We start from the raw sequence: 19929 nt of genomic DNA on the forward strand, positions 1-19929 counted from the left end.
CAAGTCATCGAGCGTCTGATTGATGCCCGGTGATTTGCTGCAACGCACCTACCGCATCGCGACCATCATGCTAGGATTTCTGCGTACAACGCAGGCGTCAGGAGGGTGGCATGGACGGCTTCGTCAGGCATCAGATAGAAGGTGCGTCCGTCGACATCGACGTGATACCGGCTACGCCACGTGGCTACTGCGCGCGCTTTCGCATTTTCCGTGACGCGTCTGATAACCCGGAGTGGCACAGGGTGTATGTGTCGGGCAGTGTGTTCGATACGGCCGAACAAGCGGAGGAAGCGGCCAGGTCGATGGCGCTCGAACGGGTGCTGGCGGGGGGCGGCTAAGCCGCACCCATGAAAATTGCCGACCAACGGTCGGCAATTGAGTCTCCTGCGGTCCAGGACACGCTCTCGGCGGGCGACTCCGACGCCATACGCACGGCGCGCACGTGCTACGAAATCGGAGGTGGTGACCCGTTTGTCAGCGCGGCGGGAACGCTCATTCCCCCCGGTGTCCCCAGGAGGCACGCCTGCTGTTTTGTCAGTCACCTACGGACGACGCGTATCCGTCCGCGCCCGAAGCGTGCCCGGGCCAAATTGGATTGCAAGCGCGAAGAATCGCGATAAGTTTTTGGTAGATGGCGGGACGGTGACGGCGAAGCCGGCTCCTGTCAGCAAAGCAAAGGCTGCTGGCAATTATCTTCGCGGTCCGCAGCCGGCGATGTATCAGGACCCAACGTCGGGTGCGACATGGAGCGGTCGCGGCCGCGCTCCGGCCTGGATTGCTGAAGCCAAAGACCGCAATAGATTCTTGATTGCAGGCGGTGCCGAAGCCCGAAGTCTGGCGCGGGCTGGAGTGGGCGTGGTCGGGCGCCGGCATGGTTGGCTGGGGCCAAAGACCGGGCCAAGTTTCTGATTGATGGCGCTGCGCCGTTTGCGACTGACGCTGGTTCTGTCGGCAAGGCTAGTAAGCCGAAGACTGCTGGCAAGAGTGGTGCCGTTGCGAAGAAACTTGCGGCCAGGAAAACCATGACGAAGAAGGTGACCGCGACCAAGGAGCCGGCCGCCACTGAGACGGGGACGGTATCGAAGTCGGAAGCGTCGAAGTTTGTAGCCACCGCACGCAAGCAGTCACCAGCCAAGAAAGCTCCTCGCAAGATGGCGGCGGTTGCCGATAAAGCGGACGTGATACAGCTCGCGCTACCGCATCTACAATGACGAATGGAGAAACAAATTGAGCGGACTACTGTCCAATCGCTGACGAGTTTGCGGCAGCAGCCGTACCTGCAATTTAGTTATGAGAGAGGAAATCATCGCTTCGCCCGAGGCAATCGCACTTACGCGCATAGCAACTGCGGCACGGGACGTGCAAGCAGCATCAGCTGCGCTGGAAAAGCATTTCGGCGACACCGGGGGAACTCAACCCTCGACGCTTGAACTCGCGCGCTTCGCTGCAGCAATGCAAGAACTGCGGGACGCGCGCGAGGAATTTGACCGTCTTCTATCGCAAAGTCGTCAGGGTTGATATAACTCCGACGACCTGCAAGGTGCCTAATGAATAACTGAGTGATTGCGCGAAGCCAAACTTGATTCAGTTTTGGTTTAACGTCTCCGTAGGGGGGATACGACTGTGATTTTCCTAAGTCAATGTTGCAGTCAAACCACCACCGGAATCTTAACGAGTCGTGTTGGCAGATTCGGGGTGCCCTTGAGAATTAGCTCGGGCTTCTCCGTTACCTTGGCAATGCCTGAGGCCCTGCCTTTCTTTAGAGCCTGCTTCAAATAAGGTTCCATTGCCTTAGCAACAGCCTTGACTGCGGGAACCACTACCGAATTGCCAAACTGGCGATACAACTGCGTGTCGGAGACTGGCAAAACAAAGCTATCCTCGAAACCCATAAGTCGCGCGCACTCACGCGGAGTAAGGCGACGCGGGTTCAGTCCAACGCCGCGATGCACCAGGATTTCGGACCCGTCCTTGTAGTAACGGGCCGACAAGGTTCGAGTCGTATCAATAGGCGTCACAACGGAGTAGCCAAACCCATTCCCTGCCTTTTCATGCTTGTCACGGTAGCCTTGCAGGTAGCTCCAAAGCTTGTCAGTAAGGACATATTTCGAGTCTACAGTTGATTCCGGTTCCAAGATGGAACCGAGCCTAACAGAACCCGCCTCGGGCCAGGTAGACTCGTCGGGCCACTCGAAGCCGACGTCCTCACGGAAGCCCACAATGTAAATCCTTTCGCGATGCTGAGGCGTCCAGCGCTTACCATCAACGACCTTCCAATCAATGTGGTATCCGAGCTCCTGTTCGAGTACGTGCTGGATGACACGAAACGTGTGCCCTCGATTGTGGGAAACGAGGTTTTTCACGTTTTCCAGCATGAAGGCCTTCGGCCGCCTCTCTTTCAGGATTTCGGCAATGCGGAAAAACAAGGTACCTTGAGCGTCGCAAGCGAATCCATGGGTCCTACCCATGGCGTTCTTTTTCGACACGCCAGCTAGCGAGAACGGCTGACACGGGAAGCCGCCCACGAGGACGTCATGGTCAGGAATAGAATCCAAGGGAACAGACCAGATGTCCCCAGCAATGTCCTCTTCGTTTTCCCTGTGGTTCACTGCATAGGTGGTGCGGGCGTACTTGTCCCACTCGCTGGTGAAGACGCACTTGCCGCCGATGTGCTCGAATCCTTTTCTGATGCCACCAATGCCCGCGAAGAGGTCAATGAAGGTAAATTTTGGTGCTGCCATGGGTAGCTTCAGTAGTTATTTGTCATCGGCAGGGGAAAAAATTGCCTCCCCCTGGATTCTAGCGGTCATCGGACAAAAATTGCGTTCTTCATTCGGGCATCTGCAAACTGAGCTGCCAGAGCTAGCGTCAAGACTGGTGTATAGGCAACTTGATGAGCAGGGACTTCAGGCGGCGAGTTTCTGCTGAACCGGTTGATCGTCTTTCACCGGTTCGCCATCCCTGAAGGCAATGCCTTCCAGCAACAGCTTGATCTTTTCGGGCCCGTTGACGCGGCGCCAGGTTTTCTCGGCTTCCTCGATCAGCTTGAATGCCAGACCAAGGAAGGTTGGTCGCGACACACAGTTGCGCGTGCGCGTCGTACGGTGTCGCACCGTCGCGAACGTCGACTCAATCGCATTCGTGGTCCGCAAATGCTGCCAGTGCTCAGCCGGGAAGTCGTAAAACCCCAGCAGGCTTTCCCGGTCCTTCTTCAACGTTTCCGTTGCCTTCGGATATTTCGCCGCGTAGACCGTCACGAAACGATCAAACGCGGCATACGCGTCGGCGCGCGTGGCGGCCATCCAGATCGCCTGCAGATCTGCTTTAGCTCTGCCTTGCTGCGACTTCGGCAGCACGTTCAGAACGTTGCCCATCTTGTGGAACCAGCAGCGCTGGCCGCGCGTTGCAGGAAACACTTCCTCCAGTGCGGCCCAGAAGCCCATCGCGCCATCGCCGACGGCAAGCAGCGGCCCAGCCTGCAGGCCTCTCGATTTCAGGTCGAGCAGCAACTCCTGCCATGACGCCTTCGACTCGCGATACCCGTCACCGATCGCCACACGCTCCTTGCGTCCATCCGGCCTCACGCCGATGATCACCAGCAGACATTGACCGTCCGAGTTCTCGCTGCGCAGCCCGGTGTGAATGCCGTCGACCCACCAATATACGTAGCGCGATTTCGACAGATGCGCGTCGGCTCCAGCTCGCATGCTCGTCGGCCCACTGCGCCTTCAGACGGCTCACCACATTGGCCGACAGGCCTTTGGCGTCGTCACCGAGCAACACGCTCAGCGCTTCGCTCATGTCGCCCGTGGAGATGCCTTTCAGATAAAGCCATGGCAGCGCGGCACTCACGCGCGGCGATTTCCTCACATACGGCGGCACAATCGACGAATTGAACTTCACGCCTGAGCCTGAGCGATCGCGAACCTTCGGCACCTTCACGGCAATCGGGCCGGCCGCCGTCAACACCTCGCGCTCCGGCAAATAGCCGTTGCGCACCACGGCGCGCTGCCCATGCAGGGTCTTGACGTTCTCGAACCGCTCCAGCAGCGCCGCGAGCTCCGCTTCGATCGCCTGCTGGATCACCTGCCGCGCTCCATGACGCACCAACTCGTCCAGTCCCAGACCGACTTCCGATAGACCTACAACCGCTTTTTCCGTAAACTTATTCATGGTGGATGGTTTGTTGTTTGCTGGGTTCCGACTTCGACAATCAGATTCTCAGCTAAAACCTCCACCGCCTTCAATCTCCCGCCTCAACTCCCCGTACACCAGAATCGAGCTTAGCTCGAGCTGCCAAGCAGATACCTTGAACGTCGGCATATCGGCCCACCAATCGACTCTCTGCGGCGTTCGATAAACCCGCCGTCCACCCCAAAAAAAAGACACCCGGTTTCGCAAAGTCGGCGAGTTTTCATCACTTTACCAGGTCCTGTCGTCATCCGCCAGGATTCCAATCGCGCTTTTCAACGGTCCAGTAGCTTGGCCGTTCTGCGGGCCTTGACCAGCGAGCCGAGGTCTTCCACTACCATTGGAGGGTCCGTCCGGTGGACCATTGAGTGGCAGTTCCCGCACAAAGGAATTAGGTCCTTCACAGGGTCGACTATGTAGGCCGGCCCCAATTTTGACACGGGCACGCGATGATGTACCTCGACGTAGCCATCCCCTAACTCGCCATAGATATCAAAGAACTCGAACCCGCAGCACTGACACCGGGGACCATAGTGCTCAATGCAGGCGGCCCGATTTACCGGGCTGCGCTCGTAGCGGTTTACCTCGACTCGCAGCTTGGCTCCCTCCGGTAGCCCTTTCGTCGAACTATCCGGGACATCCTGACCCTCCTCTCCAGTGCCTGACAAAGCAAGGACCAAAGTGAAGCAGGCCGAAGCGACCTGAAAAGCTGTTATTTGTATGTCGTCTGCCGTCTTTCCTGATGGGAAGCGGCGAGATATGTCGATTTCAACTCGAGCCCACCGGTCTGCCAGTTCAATGCAATTCTCGCCGTCGTTGCCGTTGATGGCCACATAGACTTGTATGCCTGAGGTCGTGGCTGACTCTTTGGCACGGAAGAATGCTTCTCGCTGACCATTGTTAGCCTCTGACATCACGCGCAGGAGGGCGCCCGCGAAATTGTCAGCCTTAAACGAAGCCTCAAACTGGCGGTGCGTTCGAGAAAGCAGAATTGCAAAGCCGTTTCCCTGTTCCAACTCCGCGGGCCGTAAAGTATTGAAGTCGCCGCCATCGACTGTCTCCAACTGCGAAAGGATAGTCACCTGAAACCTGCTCTCGAGCTTGCGACGCAATGCTTCGATATCTAGGCCTTCGGACATCAGCTATCCCCATTTTCAACCGGGTCTGGCAGGTCTGCCACGAGCTTCTTCAGGTTGCGTGAAACCTCAATTCGGAACTCCTCGAATGCATCTTGATTCTCCGGATTTATGTTGTTGAGTTCGGCTTGTGCAAGTGCCCAAAGGAGGTAGTCCAGCGCTTGAATGACCGTGCTGTTCGATTTGTTGGGTAGATACGCTTTGGTATAGAACGGATGACCTGTATTGAGGGCCACCGCCGCCTTGCTGTTCTTTCCAATAGTCGGCTCCCACAGCACCCCGTGCTCAAGCGTCCCATTAGTAACGACATGGGCGCTGCCAACATCTTCCGAATTCAAAAGTCGAACTGTCGTCGTGGTCACGCCCGAATTGTTGCTAACCGTAACCTTGCCTGTCGTCTCATCGACCTTGGATACCGCTGCTGTCTTAAGGGCGGAAGCCTTCTGCTCAATGACGTTGCTAGCCGATGAGTGAAGCAGAGCGGCCGCACCCTTGGCCACACCGGCCGCCCCCTTTCGATAGCGTGTTTCCGCCTCGCGTCGAGGACCCGAGAGAAATTTATCGCGCAGCCACTCGTAAAGGCCTGAATTTAGTTCAATGCGAGACTTCTTGATGTCAACCTGAAATGCGTTGTCCAGAGTATGGTCGAATGACAGTTCAACACGGAGCAAGGAGTAGTGCGGCTCCTGTTTGAACATGTTCATCCAGTCAGGACCATGGATAAGACGGTTCTCCCGGTAAATGTAGAGGCCTTGACGCTCGTTGGAAATCCGCGCCGCAAGACGATTGGCATCGGAAGAAAACTCCTCTTTTCGAGGCAGCACAAAGGCGCGCACGATGAATGAAGTCTGCGTTCCGTCTGGCAGTCGGACATCCATCTTCTTCTCGGCCACGGGCTCCGTTGTCTCGGCTATGCAGAATGGGTCCCATGCGACAACGGGCTCATTGTTCAACCGAATATCAACATTGCGCTCCCGACTGTCCTCCTTATCAAGGAACCGCTGAAAGACGACACCTATATGGTCACGGAGGCTCGCCGACAACTTGTCAACGGTTTTCCGGATAGGCTGTCCCTCCGGCGCGCTTATTCGGTCGATGTTTTCCCATAGCACAAGCGTTCCGGGTCCACCGGAGGCAATTTCATCAAGCACCTGCGCATGGGAGGCGTCCGCGGCGGCAATCTCGAGGTCCCAACTATTCCGTTCTGCCATCTCATCAAGGTCCCACGTCGCGCGCAGCAACGGTGACCCACTAGCGTCACGGGAGACCACCGAAAGACGTCGGCAAAATGCCGTGGAAGCTGTTTTTAGACCCATGCCAAACTTGCCAAGGCTCTTAGCGCTGGCCCTTTTGCTAGAGCCGTACTTCATCGCATTGACGAGACCTTCCTCAGTCATTCCTTGTCCGTTGTCTACGACTGAAATGATGACGCTATCGGCGAAATCGACTTCCAATCGAACATGAATCTTGTCAGCTCCCGCTGCGATTGAGTTGTCGACGATGTCAGCGACAGCGGCATCGAAGTCATACCCAGTGTCCCGCAGGCCTTCGCTAATACGAGCTACGTCTGGGGGAACGCTAATGTGTTTTTGGGTCATGGGGCTGCTCAGTGTCAATTAGCTCGAGTGAATGACCGTCCATCCCCCACCCAAAACGAGCGTGTCTCCGTCCATTTCTAGACCGGATGACGTGTTTGAGCGAATGATGTCGACCTCGAAAGATGCATTTTCGTCGCGTGAGAAGACCAGGGCATCGTCAACCTTGGCGTCAATGGCGCGGATGAATTTCGTCATGCCGGTCAGGCGAAATTCGTTACGCGTCCCTTCACGGAACAGCTTGTTGTTGTAATAGATGAAGTTAAACTCCCAACGCTCCCGGCTCTCCCGCTCGAAAACGACAAGTTTCATTCGTGGATTTTTTACTGTCTTGTCGAGAGGCGGAAAGAACGAAAGAATGCGTTCTTCCTTGGGGACCAAAATACCTGCCTGATGCCCCCCCGTGGTCCCGACGTCGTTGGCGCTCAATCTCTTCCGAACTTCTGTTGTCATTTGTCTAGCTCCAGGCTCAGGCGAGCGGTGATATCTGCAGTGCCTGCGCAATAGTCATGGGGTCAACGTTCCCGTCATGACCAGTGACGGCCTCATTAGCAAGGTCCTGCTTGAAAGCCGCAGCACCTCTAATCACTTCTTCGACAGTTTGCACGTAGAACAGGTGGTGAACGGTTACAGGCTTCAATTGCTTTCTTCGATATGCGCGTGCCGACGCTTGGGCCGTGAGTGCGGGGTTCCACTCCGGGTTGTAATGAATCACGTGGTTTGCGGTCGTGATGTTAAGGCCGGAACCTGCCGCCTTTGGATTCAAAAAGAGTACGCCGTAACCGTTGTGCGCGAAAAACCGGTCGACGACCTCCTGTCGTCCGGCGCTGTCGACCCGGCCATCAATAAAGTCAAAAAAGCCCTTCGGGAATCGCCTCGGAAAATCCGACATGAAGAGGTCCGCGACAGCCTGGTAGGTTGAAAAAACGAGCGCTTTTTCCCCCGAGCTAAAGATTTCATCGACAAGTTCAATCGTCCGTTCGTATTTTGGCATCTCGACTGAAGGGTCGGTGTGCCAGTTCCCTACCAACGATGGGTGGGCGCACAGCATACGAAGGCGCGTGGTCGCGACGAGACCGCCGGCAGCGCCGAACTGCTCTAGAGTGGCCTTGCGCAGAGCTTCATATGTCTGAGCAAGGGGCAAGGGCATCCTTAATGCCTGAGGCACCTCAATCCGCTCGGGTAGGTCTTGCGCTACGTCCTGCACCTTTCGGCGCAACAGCATCGGGGCAACGATAGGCGCCAATCGCGCGGCGTCCTCTAGTTCGTTCCCGAACTGGGAGGTAAATGCGGTCCGTGCTCCGAGTAGGCCCGGCATGACGAAATCTGACAAGGACCATAGGTCATCAATGCAGTTCTCCAAAGGCGTACCAGTTATCGCTATCGAAACCCGGCGAGGTATCCGCTTAACCGTAGCCGACCGCTCGGCGTCGGGGTTCTTGATTGCCTGTGCCTCGTCGAGTGCGACGACGTTCCAATGAAGCTGATTGAGTATTTCCTCGTCGCGAATGGTCGTGTCATATGAAACAAGAACGACGTCCGCATCTCGTAGCCGGCCGGCTGAGCCAGCCCGGTCTGCGCCGGCATGGAGTAAGACAGAGAGCGTCGGTGCAAAGAGCGCCAGTTCCCTGCGCCAGTTCTCTAGCAATGTTGCCGGAGCAACCACAAGGGACGGGCCGCGCCCGGCGTTCTTTTCAATCTGGAGCATTGCAATGACCTGCGCCGTCTTGCCCAGTCCCATCTCGTCCCCGAGGATGCAGCCGACGCCCTGTTCCGCCACAACGGACAAAAAAGCGACCCCTGACGACTGGTATGCGTAAAGCGTCCCAGAAAATCCGGCAATTTGCCCTTGGGTGTTGCCAACTACCGGTGCAGAGGCGTTGAACGCCACTTCATCGAACAGAGCAAACGGTAGGTCCTTCTGAGCGCGCAAGGTAACAAGGTCACCAATGGTGATACGCCCCTGCGTCTCGATGCCTGCGGTCTTCAGCCAGTTGTGAGCTGTTCGCACGAGGTCTTCTCTTATGGGATACCATCGTCCGTCATGAATCAATTGGTCGCCAACTCTGTTTTCCTGAACGAAACCGGTATCCGTGGCCAGACCAAGCGAAAGCCGGAGGTTTCGGCCATCAAATCCCGAGAGAAAAACGGCCGGCTGGGCCGGCTCGCGGGAAAACGTTAAGCCGGCGATGTCTTCCACCGGACTACGAACAGCCTCGTTCCCGCAAATGCGCAACCGCCCGAACACAGCCCGGAAGATATCGATTGCCGGCAGGAGCAGGCGCTCACCGGATGCGTTTTTGAGAAAAATTTGGGAGGCTTCGGCCACCCATGTAGCACTGGTCATGACGGCGATTTTTCGGTCGTATTGTGGTCGTTCAAATACCAATATTGACGCCAATGTTTACCACTAGCCAACAGTGGCACTCATTTGGCCCGGCGATACCCCACAGTTGTCCCCACGAACCGGCATAAAAGCATCCATTGCGCATGCTTACCGCCGCGCGCAACCCTGGGAGCGTGATTCGTAATAGTACGAGAATATTCGCTGAGTTTGCACGCAGAATCGCCTGCGAGGGCTTCCATGTGGGAGTATCTGCCTGGAGGGTGTCGCTGCTCGAAGGCTAGATGTTATTTCCCTTTGCGGAGGTCCAAATCACGGAGTTCCTCGAGCGTGCGAACAACCGCCTCTACCTGTTCGCCATCGAAGTCATCCCGGTCCGCTTCTTCATGTGTGCCTTTGTTCAGGTAAGTCCAGATAAGGCTGGTCCCTGGGATACCGAGGATGCGCTCCAATGCTCCAACAATTATTTCCTTGTTGGCATGATTGAACGAGCCGGCATCGCGCAGCTTCTTCCGCAGCGCCTCGCACAGGTTTCTGAGCGCCGGCTCCGCGCCGACACCTGCGAGTGGAACACTAAGCGTACCGAGGTCATGTGTTCCCAGCCACCGCCAGACCTTCTCGGTTAGCATCTCGAGCGCCTGCCGTGATGCAGATAAAGCTTCCCGGTCGTTCAATACGTCCCGAGCAGCTCGCGCTTTCGCAACGTAGTTCGCAGTTGGGACATTGCCGCTCACGCGCGGATGATGGTCTCCAGTATGGTGGCGGAAGAGATAAACCTGAGAGTCGCGCTCTCGGGGCAGGTGTTGCTGGATGTCCTTGATGAATTCGTTGCTGTGGCAGGTGACGACGATTTGAGTGTCCGCGAACGTATCGCTCTCAAATATGGCTTCCCGGATACCGCCGCGGTGGTCGTGGTCAATCGCATTGATTGCATCGTCGAAAACAATCGTCGGTGAGTCGATGCTCTTCGCCTTTGCCAAAAGAATCGCGAGGCCAAGACAGCGGATATGACCTTCACTCAGAACATGCAATGCATCAACACGTCTGTCTTGGTCGCCGCGGAAGGTGACTTCAATTTTTCCATCGTCCGTCAAGGGCAAATGCAGTGCCGCGAGCTTGTCGGCGTCCAGGTCGTTGCGATTGAACTCATTGTATAGATTAAGCGCCGTCTCGTTGAGGCCCGCCATCAATTGGCCCGGGAGGTGGTCCCGGTATGACCGCAGCTCCTCGAGGAATCGGTCATACGTACCCTTCATCGGCGTGTCGCGGGCGATAGCGAGTCGCTCCTGTTCAGCCTCTGCTATCAATTGGGCGTTTGCAACGTCAAAATCTTCAATACGCTTGTTGGCCGTAGCGACATTATCCTTAAGTGTCTGCCGTTTTTGGTCTTGGGCTTGAACTCTGAGGCGAAAATTCTCAAGACGCCTGCGCTCGTCGACGTCGGGTTGCCGGTTCTGTTGCGCTTGCTGCGAAGCGGCATCTTGTGCCTCCATACGCTCGACAATCGCAAACAGTTCCTGCGCCACGTCAGGGTTGGCTGGTTGTGCAGGCTGTTTGGGATAGACGCCGGCCCACCATGCGCCGGCAGGGGCTGGCGGCAATGGAGCAAGAAACTGCGTGAGCGCTGTCGGCTTCTCAGTCAGAGAAGCGAGGAACCCAGATACCCGACCGAGCAACTCCCGAAGTTCCCGGGATGCTTGGTCCACTTCGCGCTGTGCGGCACGTTGCTTTTCCTGAAGGGTGCCAAGCTCCTCGAGCTGCTTAAGCCCTGCCGATGCTTTCTCGTACGGGTTGGTCGTCACCTGCATCGGCCCGGCAAGTGGTGTATCGCACGCGGGGCACCGGTCTCCCACAGACTCTTTCAGGGCAACGACCGCGTCATACAGGCCTTTGAACGATACTTGCTCGCTGCGGGCACGCAGGGCGGCAGTATGTTCGTCAACTGTGCTCTGACACTCGTTCGCCTTGTCAAATGCTGCAACGAGTCCCAGACGCGTCACACCGATGATGCTTGGCGGCATGCGTTCCAGAATGGCATTGAGGGCATGGAGTCGGCCAGGTACTGCCTCGGAGCCAATGAGCTGCTTAAGCATTTCATAGGTCGTGCCTGCGGCGTGTTCGAGCCCCAACTTGGCTTCCTCGGCATCAAGCCCGCGAAGTGACTCCGCTTCGCCTTTTACGGTTTGTTGGTCAGTGGCCAGCGTGGCACGCTGCGCGGCCAACGCTTTTTGCTTGTTATCAGTCAGGACGAGCTGGCCGTCGATGTTTTCATTGAAGTTGCCGACAAAGTCGCTGAACTGGTCCATGCCAAACAGCGTGGCTATCAATTCTGCTCGTTGTGCTGGCGGCCGTGCAGCAATCCGAGAGAAGGAGTCAATCCGGTTCTTCTCGACGAAGCAGAAGCGGTACGTGTCAGGGTTCGCGGCGACATTGATTTCACCGCCCCGGTGGTCCGTTGCTGTCAGGACGGGGTCAACGAAGCGCCCGGCGTGCAAATTCGCGAGGTACGTGCGCGCGACGATTCGCTTGGCGCCTGCTTCCTCGACCTCGCCTAGCAGCGCGTATTCCAATCCTTCGCACAAGCTAGTCTTACCGCTTCCATTCGGGCCATAGAAGAGGACCACCTGCTTGGTCAGGTCGAAGGTCTCAGGGTTTCTGAATCCACGGAACGGACCAAGAGTGAAGTTGCGCAGCCGCTTCCATGCCCACACGCCAGCGACGGCTTGAGCCGCCGGTGCTGGCACGACTTCCGCGATTTCCGGCATTGAGTCGCGTATTAGCCGCGCAAGAGTAATTGAGCGCTGACTGCGTTGTCTTGTGGTCGCCGCAAGCTCGTCGAAGTTCTGCAAACAGAGCATCGCCAGACGGCGCACGTCGGCAGGCATTGCGCTATCCGGCTCGTAGAGCCGGCGGACGAAGTGTTCAAAATCTTGTTTGGCAGTAGCCATTAATGCTCCTCTCAGTGTCGTTGTAATGTTCGCCGCAACTTCACGAAACCACCGCTTCTCGGAGCCAGCGGCTTTCGGCTTATTTGGTCGTCGGTTCGTCCGTCGCAGACCGCGCAGTACTTCGAGCGAATTCCAAGGCGCCGTCAATATCGAGATGCGTCGATGCGAACGCGGCGCGCTTCACGGACATCGGTAGCGCCCAGTCCCATTTTTCCCGGTCAAGATTTTCTATCTCGGCTACGGTCTTGATGGCTGTCGCCTGGTCTAACTGACCAATCTGATGTAGAGCTTCCGTCACGCGCTCTGCGCTGCCGTTCGACACGCCGATGACTGCGCCATTGTTAAACGCGTCGAGTTTGTTGGCACGTAGCAGCAGGACCAGAGCGTCGTTGAGATAGTCACCTTGCCACGTTGCAATAAAGGTACCCGAGCCCTCTCGGAAAATGGCGGTCCGTTCCAGTGACGCTTCGGCATAGTATCGACGCGCCTCTCGCAGCATTCCTTGGCCCGCGGCGTCCAGAAACAATACGGGTTCCGCGCCCGCCAGAAGGCGCCGCATTTCGCGCCGCACCTCGTCATGAACCATCGCGCCGTTGCCATCAAATTGCGGCGGAGCGCCACCTTTATCGGGTGTTACGTAAATGGTCTTTCCTTCTTGGTCGACTTCTTCGACACGCCAGCGCCGTCCGCCAAATATTAAGCCCTGACCCTTGGTCAGCGGGTGCGCCACTGGGACGCTTCCAAGCTGGCGTCCACCTGCAATCACTCGAAATTCTTCATCGCTGGCGAAAGCCGAATAGAACTCGTAGTGGTTGACCAGTTTTTCACCGACCCCGCCGTGAAGGAGCAGCCCGTTTGACGATTGGACAAGAAGGTCCAGCTTGCCCAGATTCTGCAAGACCTCCGTGAATGAGGACTTATCTATTGCCTCGAACGTACCACTGGCTATCAGGCTGGCCCAAAGCTCTGCGGCCGTACACCCACCACGCTCGGCGATGACGGACAGAATTTGCTGGATTAGAGTCGACGCATGCATTCCGCCAACCCTGGGCGGCTCGAACCATCCTCGCATCAACAGACTTACCATCGCGACTGACTGGACCAGACTTTCCCGTATCCGGTCGGAAAAATCGGAATCCGCCTTCAGTTCCGATTCGACGCAGTACCCGCGCAAGATTGCCGACTCCCCCTTGCGCCGGCCTGAGCGCCCGAGACGTTGACGGAGGCTCGCTACCGATGGCGGCGCACCAATCTGCGCGATGCTTTTTACTGCGCCGATGTCGATACCGAGTTCCAGAGTCGTCGTGCAGATGGCGCTCGCCGGCCTGGTGCCGTCCTTGAGTGCTTGCTCCGTGTCCTCGCGGAGTTCCTTCGAAAGGCTTCCATGATGCGGCCAGAATTCGTTCAGATATCCGTCTCTTTCACACGCGCGGCGCAGAAGGTCGGCATAGGTTTCAACGAGCCGCCGGCTGTTGGGGAATATGAGATTGTTTGAGCCACGCAGCGACTTGTACAGCTGGTTCGCGACGTCGACGGTACTTCCGGGGACCGCGTCCTCCAGCACCGGATTTTCTAAATCGGGTTCCAGTTCGATTCTGGGTGGTCGGAGGACAAAGCCCTTTATCAGGACCTTCAGTTCCTGACCGCCGCTCTTCGATTCGATGACCTCGACGGCGGTGTCGTGGCCAGGCCGAAGGAATTTCGCTGCAAGCTGCATGTCGCCGAGCGTGGCAGAAAGCGCAACGCGAGGAACCCGCCGTCCGCATGTGCGCTCGACCCGGTGCATCAGTGACTGGAGCTGCTTTCCGCGCTCAGACCCAATGAACGCATGCAATTCATCGACAACGACGTAGCGCAGCGCGCCGAATGTTGCCTGCAAGGACGAACCACGATTGACAAACATCGCTTCGAGAGACTCGGGCGTTATCAGCAGAACTCCCTTTGGATTCTTAAAGAATCGCTGCTTGCGGCTAGCTGACACGTCTCCGTGCCAACCAATCACGGGAATCTCAAGTTCTTCGCAAAGGTCATTCAATCGCGACCATTGGTCGTTGATAAGGGCCTTCAATGGGCTGATATAGAGCACCGACCCGGTACACGGCTCGTCGCGCAGCAGATTCGACAGAATGGGAAGGAACGCAGCTTCCGTTTTCCCGGCCGCCGTCGCCGCTGCGATGATGATGTCACGGTCCGCATTGATGAGCGCGGGCACGGCGCGCTCCTGCGCGTCGCGTAGCTCGGTCCATCCCTCGCTCCAGACCCAACGCCTAATCTTTTCGTGGAGCAGGTCGAAGCTTCGGGAGTCAGCCGAGGCGGAAGCTGGCAAGTTCATCGTCACCCTCAATCGCAACGTCCGCCACGCCTCCCGTATCCCTCTCGATTTCGAGCGCCCCAATCAACTGCCGCCAATCTGCAGTCGGGTTCTGTTCGATGACGGCAAGCAGGTTAATGAAGGCCGTTATCGTTGTGCGCGGCGTCCTGAAATAGGTATCGCCTAGCCGTATGGCGCAATGGGCCATGAAGGCCGGAATCGCTTCCTGCGGCAGAATCGCTTTAGTCGCGTCGCCAAAGGCGTGGACAATACGAATCTTGTCCAGCAAGACGAAGAAGTCCTCGGGTATCAGACTGGCTAGCCGTATCACCGGACCGGTGTAGTCGACGAAGCCATTGGTGGCAAATGTGTTTTCGGCAAGCCGCGACTGAAGGGCGGTGTAGCTATAAAGCCCCCGCTTCGTATCGAGCAGAAACTCAGGGGTACCCCCAAGAACGAACCCCAATCCTTCTGCAGACCCCTGGAGCGAATCATTGAGAATCCGCAAAATCTGTTCGTAGTTCGAGTTTCGCGCCTGGACGTTCGCGAGTTTGTACAGGTTCACCAGCTCGTCGAGGCACACCATCATTCCGCCGTACCCGGCGAGTTTGACAAACCGAGCCATGAGCTTGAGTTGGTCGTACACCGATGCGTCATCGATGATGGTACGAACCCCGAGTGCCGCCCGGGCATCGGTCTTGGTAGAGAACTCGCCGCGCAACCAGCGAATCGCGTCGCCCTTGAGCTGCTCGTTTCCTTCGTCGAATCCGCGGCAGTATGCTGCGATAACGTCCGCGAAGTCGTATCCATTGACCATCTCGGTCAGCTGGTTGAGCTGCAGGCGAATCACCTCCTCGCTCGTTCGCCCCGAGGCCTTAGCCTCGGTTTTGGCCTGCCCAATGAACTTTTCTACAATACCCGCGAGCGCACCGCCGTCAGGCTTCGTGCGAGTCGACATGTTCTTCGCCAGTTCGGCGTACAGTGAACGTGCCTGACCACCGGAGGCATGCAATCTTCTGTCAGGGTTCAAGTCCGCATGGACCGTGACCAGCTTCTTTTCGAGTGCGATGGCTCTGACGAGATTCAGAAAGAAGGTCTTCCCAGCGCCATATTCGCCCACCACCACCCGGAAACTCGAGCCGCCGTCCGCTACACGACCGATATCCTGAATCAATGCTTCCAGCTCTTTTGCGCGGCCAACCTGGATTAGATGTTGCCCGATTCGGGGGACAACGCCAGCGCGAAGGGACTGAAGAACCGCATCGCGGTCCTTCGGGCGAATTGTTGTCATGAGGCTAACCTTTGTGCAAATTCCTGATTGATTTCGACTGGGTCATCGCCGTCAGTCAGCGGTTCGTCCCAGTGGTCGAGCGCGGCTTCGTTTACCTGTTCCATCGCGCCGTCGACCATCAGTTCCAGGTCCGATGCCGCGTCAGAGAGCTCCGAGCGAGTCCATGAGGGACGTGACAGCAAAAGGCGCAAGAACGTCGAGTGCACCTCGTCCAGTCCTAGCAGGCTTGCAGAGCCCGTCTGCGGCTCCACGGTTTCCTGGGCAGGTTCCGCACCCGGGACCTCTTCTGCAAACACATCAGCCAGTAAGGCGGAGACTTTCGCCGTCTCCTTCTGAAGCGCCTCGATTCTCGACGTATCCAACGTAAAAGCCGGTTGCGCCGACCTGCTCGGCGCCTTGTCGACTCCGGTCGAAATCCGCGGCGTGTTAGAAGAACCGACAACAGTGTTGCCATGCAGGTCGCCATAGAGCCGCTGAGGGTCGAGACCAAGCATTTGATAGAGTTTTTCCAGCATTTTTACTTCGGCCGGTGACACAAAGCCATCTGCGTTTGCTGTCTGCACGAGCAGAGTCGCGACGGAAACCTTCGCGTCCGCAGAAAGCGGTTCAAGCCGCTTCTTCAGACTCGCGGGAGTGGGCGGCTGGGAAATCAGCACCGCTGCGCGAGCTTTAAGCCTGTCCTGTTGTCGGGGGGGTAATTGCGGCCACGACTCAATCTGGCGATGAATCAACGCAACTTCCTGCTCGGACGCGTTGCCGTCAGCCATCGCAATCGATGCCGCCATGTCCACCATTAGCGCGAACGTCAAGTAACTGTCGTCAACGGAATTAGTAGAGTTGCTTGGCGGCGTCGCATACAACGCGACATACTCGGCGCTCTTCGGCGTCCGCCCCGAAATTCGCGTATCCGGTTCAATAGCTACGCCGGCCTCTCCCAGAACGCGAGCGAGAGCGGTCAGCTTGTCGCGCGTAATGTTCCCAGACGCCTTGAATTTTTCGAGCAAGCTTCCAAAAGTCATCACGACTGTCCCGCCGGCGACAGTTGAAGCAAGTGACTCGAGCTCCAGACGCGCACTCTCCGGCCAGAATTCGACCGGCAACGTGAGCGCACTTTCCAGCGAGCCTTTCGCATCCGGATTCCGGCCCAGAAATCTGCTGTATGCATCGAGCGAGTCGGAGCACTCGTTGACCAGTTGCTGTAGCTTGTTCCTTGGTCCCGTCACGGCAGCAATATCAGGCAGCGACGTAATGTAATCGGGGTACTCGATGCCCTGCAGTGCAGGGAAAGCGGTTTGCGCGGACACCTTCAGCTTTGTCTTGTTCGCTGTCAGCTTCATGCCATCCCGGAATTGCTCCCGATATTTCCGCTGGAACAGTTGGCGAAATTCGTCCTCGCAGCGAGTCACGGGGGTTCGCTTATATACGCCACCGTCGCCAAGCGCCCAGGCAAGTGCCCAATCTGAAGGCACCGGCTTCTTATCGACCGCAGCCTGACCAAACGCAACGCGTATGCTCAGTGGTACCTCGAACGCGCTGTTAATTGTCCCCGGCACCTGGTCGTACTGGCGCTGGGGGTGGGTCAGATAGACACAAATGAACTCAAGCAGGCCATCGATGTGCACGGTCCGCAAAACGTTCGAATAAACCGATTTCAGACGCTTCAGTTCACGTGCGATGGTTTCAAATTCGCTTTTTTGCACCTTTCCTTGAATCCCGTCGAAAAGGACGCGCCTCTCAAGACCGTATAGGTAAAAAAGGGCAAAGCTTCGATGCAATCGCGGGTCAGAGCGGTCGGAAGCCAGCCACTGAAGGTATGCGCCACGTTGCTCGGCCGAAAAGGACTGATAGCTTAGCCAGTAGTCTTCCGACCCGGCAGAGGGGTCACTGGCTGTCTTAGCGACATTTACCTTCGGATTCAGGACGCACGCGTCCAAGCTGGTAGCCTCGACGCGCTTGGGTACACCCAGATAGAACATACCTCCTGTAATCGCTACGCTGCTAATCTCCACCTTTTCGCCGGGGCCGACCCATCGAACGCCGGCGGCGGTTTCAAGCGCGGGCCGCGCAATTCGATAGGACGAAGAGGGTGAATCTGCTGACAGGGTGACTGTCAGGAATTCGTCGTCGGACTGGGCGCAACGACCGATATTGGTGGGCAGCATCGAGGAGCTTGAGCTAGGGTCGAGTGGTGCGGCAGAAGGCGGATGGTTGCTGCTGGTAGCAGGTCCTTGTTCCTTCTTCGTGCCGAAGATAGCCACAAGCACACAGCCGAGCACAAAGACGAGGAACACGGTCCACCCGCCCTTCGGGGCAAATATGATGGTCATGACAATGGCCACAACCAGCGTGCCCGCGCCGGAACCCGATTTTTTCGCCTTCCGGCCCATGGTCTCAATCTCTCGCGTCTTATGATTATGCGGGTTGACTCATTCGGTCATCGCCGTCATTTTCGGGAAGTATATTACGGCCGAAGGAAAGTGACCTCGGAACGGAGCCGGTTCAGATTACCGCTTTCCTCGCGCTTCCGTGACTAAGCCGACGCCGCGCAGATACCCGAAATCGCTTCCGAACGCCCAAACTGCCGTTGCTCCCATGAACGCAAGTCTGCGCGCAGTGGACGACGTCTGAATAGGTGAAGCGAGGGGCGTTCTGCAGGCAATTCGTTGGATTGGGAGACCGGACGACGACTCGCTCATTGGTACTTCCCCGCAAATAACATCGCTATAGGGGCAACGGAAACACCAACTACCGCCAGCAATGGATTCAGCTGCAAGTTTGCGCTCACTCACATCGCAAAGCGTTGCGCCGGCCTTCCCGACGCCATCGTCCCTGCTGAGGGCTAGCGGCCACGCTTAGGTTGCACAGTCCGATGAGACTTGATAACGTGCACGTTCCCGGCGGTAGGCACATTGTGGGCCGCCTATCCTCCATTCCGTCACTATGTGATATCGCGATATACAACTGGTTGCGCGTTTCGAGCAGGCTCGACGCAGGGCGGTTGGACAAGCCCACGGGATGGGAAGGAATCGCGGCGGCCAGGCGTGCGATGCGACCATGTGTGTCGTTGTGCGAAGGTATCGGCATGGTGCGGGCGAGCGTGACCACGGCACGATGGCCGGCGATGAAACAAAGGTCTCGAAGCAAGTGATCAGCTTCGACAGTAGTGCCGAAGATTGATCATCGTGTACGCGAGGGTTTTCAATGCGTAGTGTAGGTGGCTGAGTCGCTCGAAGCGCAGCAGCAGGCGCCGGAACTTATCTTCCCACGCGAACACCCGCTCGATCGTCCTGAACCGTTCTTTAAAGATGGCCGGATCGAATAGCGGCTTGCGCCCGCGCTTCGGTCCTTTTCTGCCGCGCGAATTAGGGTTGATGTTAGGCACCATGCCGCGATTGAAAACGGCTTTGCGGTTGGGCCGGCAATCGTACACGCCATCCAGGCTCATGACCGTGCCCCGCAGATCCAGCCCCACCGCACGGGCGATGCTCGTGAGGCGCGGCAGCGCTTCTCGTAACAGCGGCGATTCATTGCGATTGCCCGGTGCTCTGACGAACGGCGCGATAACGTTGCAATTCCGGTCACACAGGGCAACCACCTTGCAGCCCTTGAGCTTCTTGTGGCCGCTGAAGCCGAGATTGTCGCCGCCTTTCTTCGCGGCGGTTGTGGTGCCATCGCCATGGATGATGCGCGTGTCCAGGCGGTGATCGCCATGAAGCCTGAACACCGAAGCCTCGAAAATGGCATCAAGGCATCCGTCCGATTCCCAGCGCCGGAAGGCGCGATAAATGCGTGTGTAATGGATCTCGGGACGGCTATGCCAATCCTTCTCGATGGGCAACTCCTTCCACTGGCAGCCGAGATAGAGCGCCTTCAGGATGTAGTTGAAAATCGCATGCGCGCTGAGCTTTCGCGCGGGTCCGCGACGGCCCTTGGTCAGATGCGGCCAGACAAATTGCTCGAACTCTTCGACGCTCAATCTCGTTGGAATCTCTTGCCACGACTGACTTTCGGCCATTTCGACCTTCAAAGCATCGGGATTCTAGCCGATTCGTGCCAGGCGTGTAGAACCCAAGCCCGGGGGGCCTTTCAACCGATTCCGCCAGCTGGAAAAAA

General features: G+C 57.3%; 13 protein-coding genes and 3 pseudogenes. 5 read left to right on the top strand and 11 right to left on the bottom strand.

The genetic code is table 11. From position 1 onward, the window contains the following. Positions 1–110: 110 nt before the first annotated feature. The 5 genes and pseudogenes from OKW41_RS01765 to OKW41_RS01785 all read left to right on the top strand — a co-directional run bounded on the left by OKW41_RS01765 (position 111) and on the right by OKW41_RS01785 (position 1518). Complete coding sequence (locus OKW41_RS01765; RefSeq protein WP_429571342.1) at positions 111–338, top strand: hypothetical protein; 228 nt, start codon at positions 111–113, stop codon at positions 336–338. A 376-nt stretch (positions 339–714) separates the two neighbouring features. After that, a pseudogene (locus OKW41_RS01770) lies at positions 715–765 on the top strand (H-NS histone family protein); the annotation flags it as partial. A gap of 35 nt (positions 766–800) precedes the next feature. Continuing rightward, a pseudogene (locus OKW41_RS01775) lies at positions 801–872 on the top strand (hypothetical protein); the annotation flags it as partial. Positions 873–1022: 150 nt separating this feature from the next. After that, a complete protein-coding gene (locus tag OKW41_RS01780) occupies positions 1023–1211 on the top strand; it encodes a hypothetical protein (RefSeq protein WP_429571343.1) in 189 nt (62 codons plus the stop codon). Positions 1212–1290: 79 nt separating this feature from the next. Beyond that, complete coding sequence (locus tag OKW41_RS01785; protein ID WP_429571344.1) at positions 1291–1518, top strand: hypothetical protein; 228 nt, start codon at positions 1291–1293, stop codon at positions 1516–1518. Positions 1519–1649: 131 nt separating this feature from the next. On the opposite strand, the gene dcm is transcribed toward OKW41_RS01785, so the two are convergent. The 11 genes and pseudogenes from dcm to OKW41_RS01840 all read right to left on the bottom strand — a co-directional run bounded on the left by dcm (position 1650) and on the right by OKW41_RS01840 (position 19831). Beyond that, positions 1650–2741 (bottom strand): DNA (cytosine-5-)-methyltransferase, encoded by a 1092-nt coding sequence (gene dcm, locus OKW41_RS01790; protein WP_429571345.1) that lies wholly within the window; start codon positions 2739–2741, stop codon positions 1650–1652. 165 nt (positions 2742–2906) lie between these two features. Beyond that, a pseudogene (locus tag OKW41_RS01795) lies at positions 2907–4173 on the bottom strand (IS256 family transposase). A 293-nt stretch (positions 4174–4466) separates the two neighbouring features. Then, complete coding sequence (locus OKW41_RS01800; protein WP_429571346.1) at positions 4467–5330, bottom strand: HNH endonuclease; 864 nt, start codon at positions 5328–5330, stop codon at positions 4467–4469. Continuing rightward, positions 5330–6925, bottom strand: coding sequence for an ATP-binding protein (locus tag OKW41_RS01805; protein WP_429571347.1), 1596 nt, complete (start codon positions 6923–6925; stop codon positions 5330–5332). Before OKW41_RS01805 ends, OKW41_RS01800 begins: the two co-directional genes overlap by 1 nt. Positions 6926–6943: 18 nt before the next feature. Continuing rightward, positions 6944–7375: an EcoRII N-terminal effector-binding domain-containing protein gene (locus OKW41_RS01810; RefSeq protein WP_429571348.1), complete on the bottom strand. Its 432-nt coding sequence runs from the start codon at positions 7373–7375 to the stop codon at positions 6944–6946. A 16-nt stretch (positions 7376–7391) separates the two neighbouring features. Then, a complete protein-coding gene (locus OKW41_RS01815) occupies positions 7392–9269 on the bottom strand; it encodes a DEAD/DEAH box helicase (protein WP_429571349.1) in 1878 nt (625 codons plus the stop codon). A gap of 284 nt (positions 9270–9553) precedes the next feature. Beyond that, a complete protein-coding gene (locus OKW41_RS01820) occupies positions 9554–12214 on the bottom strand; it encodes an AAA family ATPase (RefSeq protein WP_429571350.1) in 2661 nt (886 codons plus the stop codon). A gap of 79 nt (positions 12215–12293) precedes the next feature. Further along, entirely contained in the window at positions 12294–14546 is a 2253-nt protein-coding gene (locus OKW41_RS01825; RefSeq protein ID WP_429571351.1) for a DEAD/DEAH box helicase, read from the bottom strand. After that, positions 14518–15816, bottom strand: coding sequence for an ATP-binding protein (locus tag OKW41_RS01830; protein ID WP_429571352.1), 1299 nt, complete (start codon positions 15814–15816; stop codon positions 14518–14520). The genes OKW41_RS01825 and OKW41_RS01830 overlap by 29 nt, the downstream gene beginning before the upstream one ends. Beyond that, positions 15813–18203: a TerB N-terminal domain-containing protein gene (locus OKW41_RS01835; protein WP_429571353.1), complete on the bottom strand. Its 2391-nt coding sequence runs from the start codon at positions 18201–18203 to the stop codon at positions 15813–15815. Before OKW41_RS01835 ends, OKW41_RS01830 begins: the two co-directional genes overlap by 4 nt. 761 nt (positions 18204–18964) lie before the next feature. Further along, positions 18965–19831 carry a transposase gene (locus OKW41_RS01840; RefSeq protein ID WP_429571313.1) on the bottom strand — a complete coding sequence of 289 codons (867 nt, stop codon included), beginning with the start codon at positions 19829–19831 and terminating at the stop codon, positions 18965–18967. Between the last annotated feature and the right edge of the window lie 98 nt (positions 19832–19929).

Origin of the sequence: Paraburkholderia sp. UCT70, from assembly GCF_050434085.1 — a bacterium.
GTDB classification, from domain to species: Bacteria; Pseudomonadota; Gammaproteobacteria; order Burkholderiales; family Burkholderiaceae; genus Paraburkholderia; species Paraburkholderia tuberum.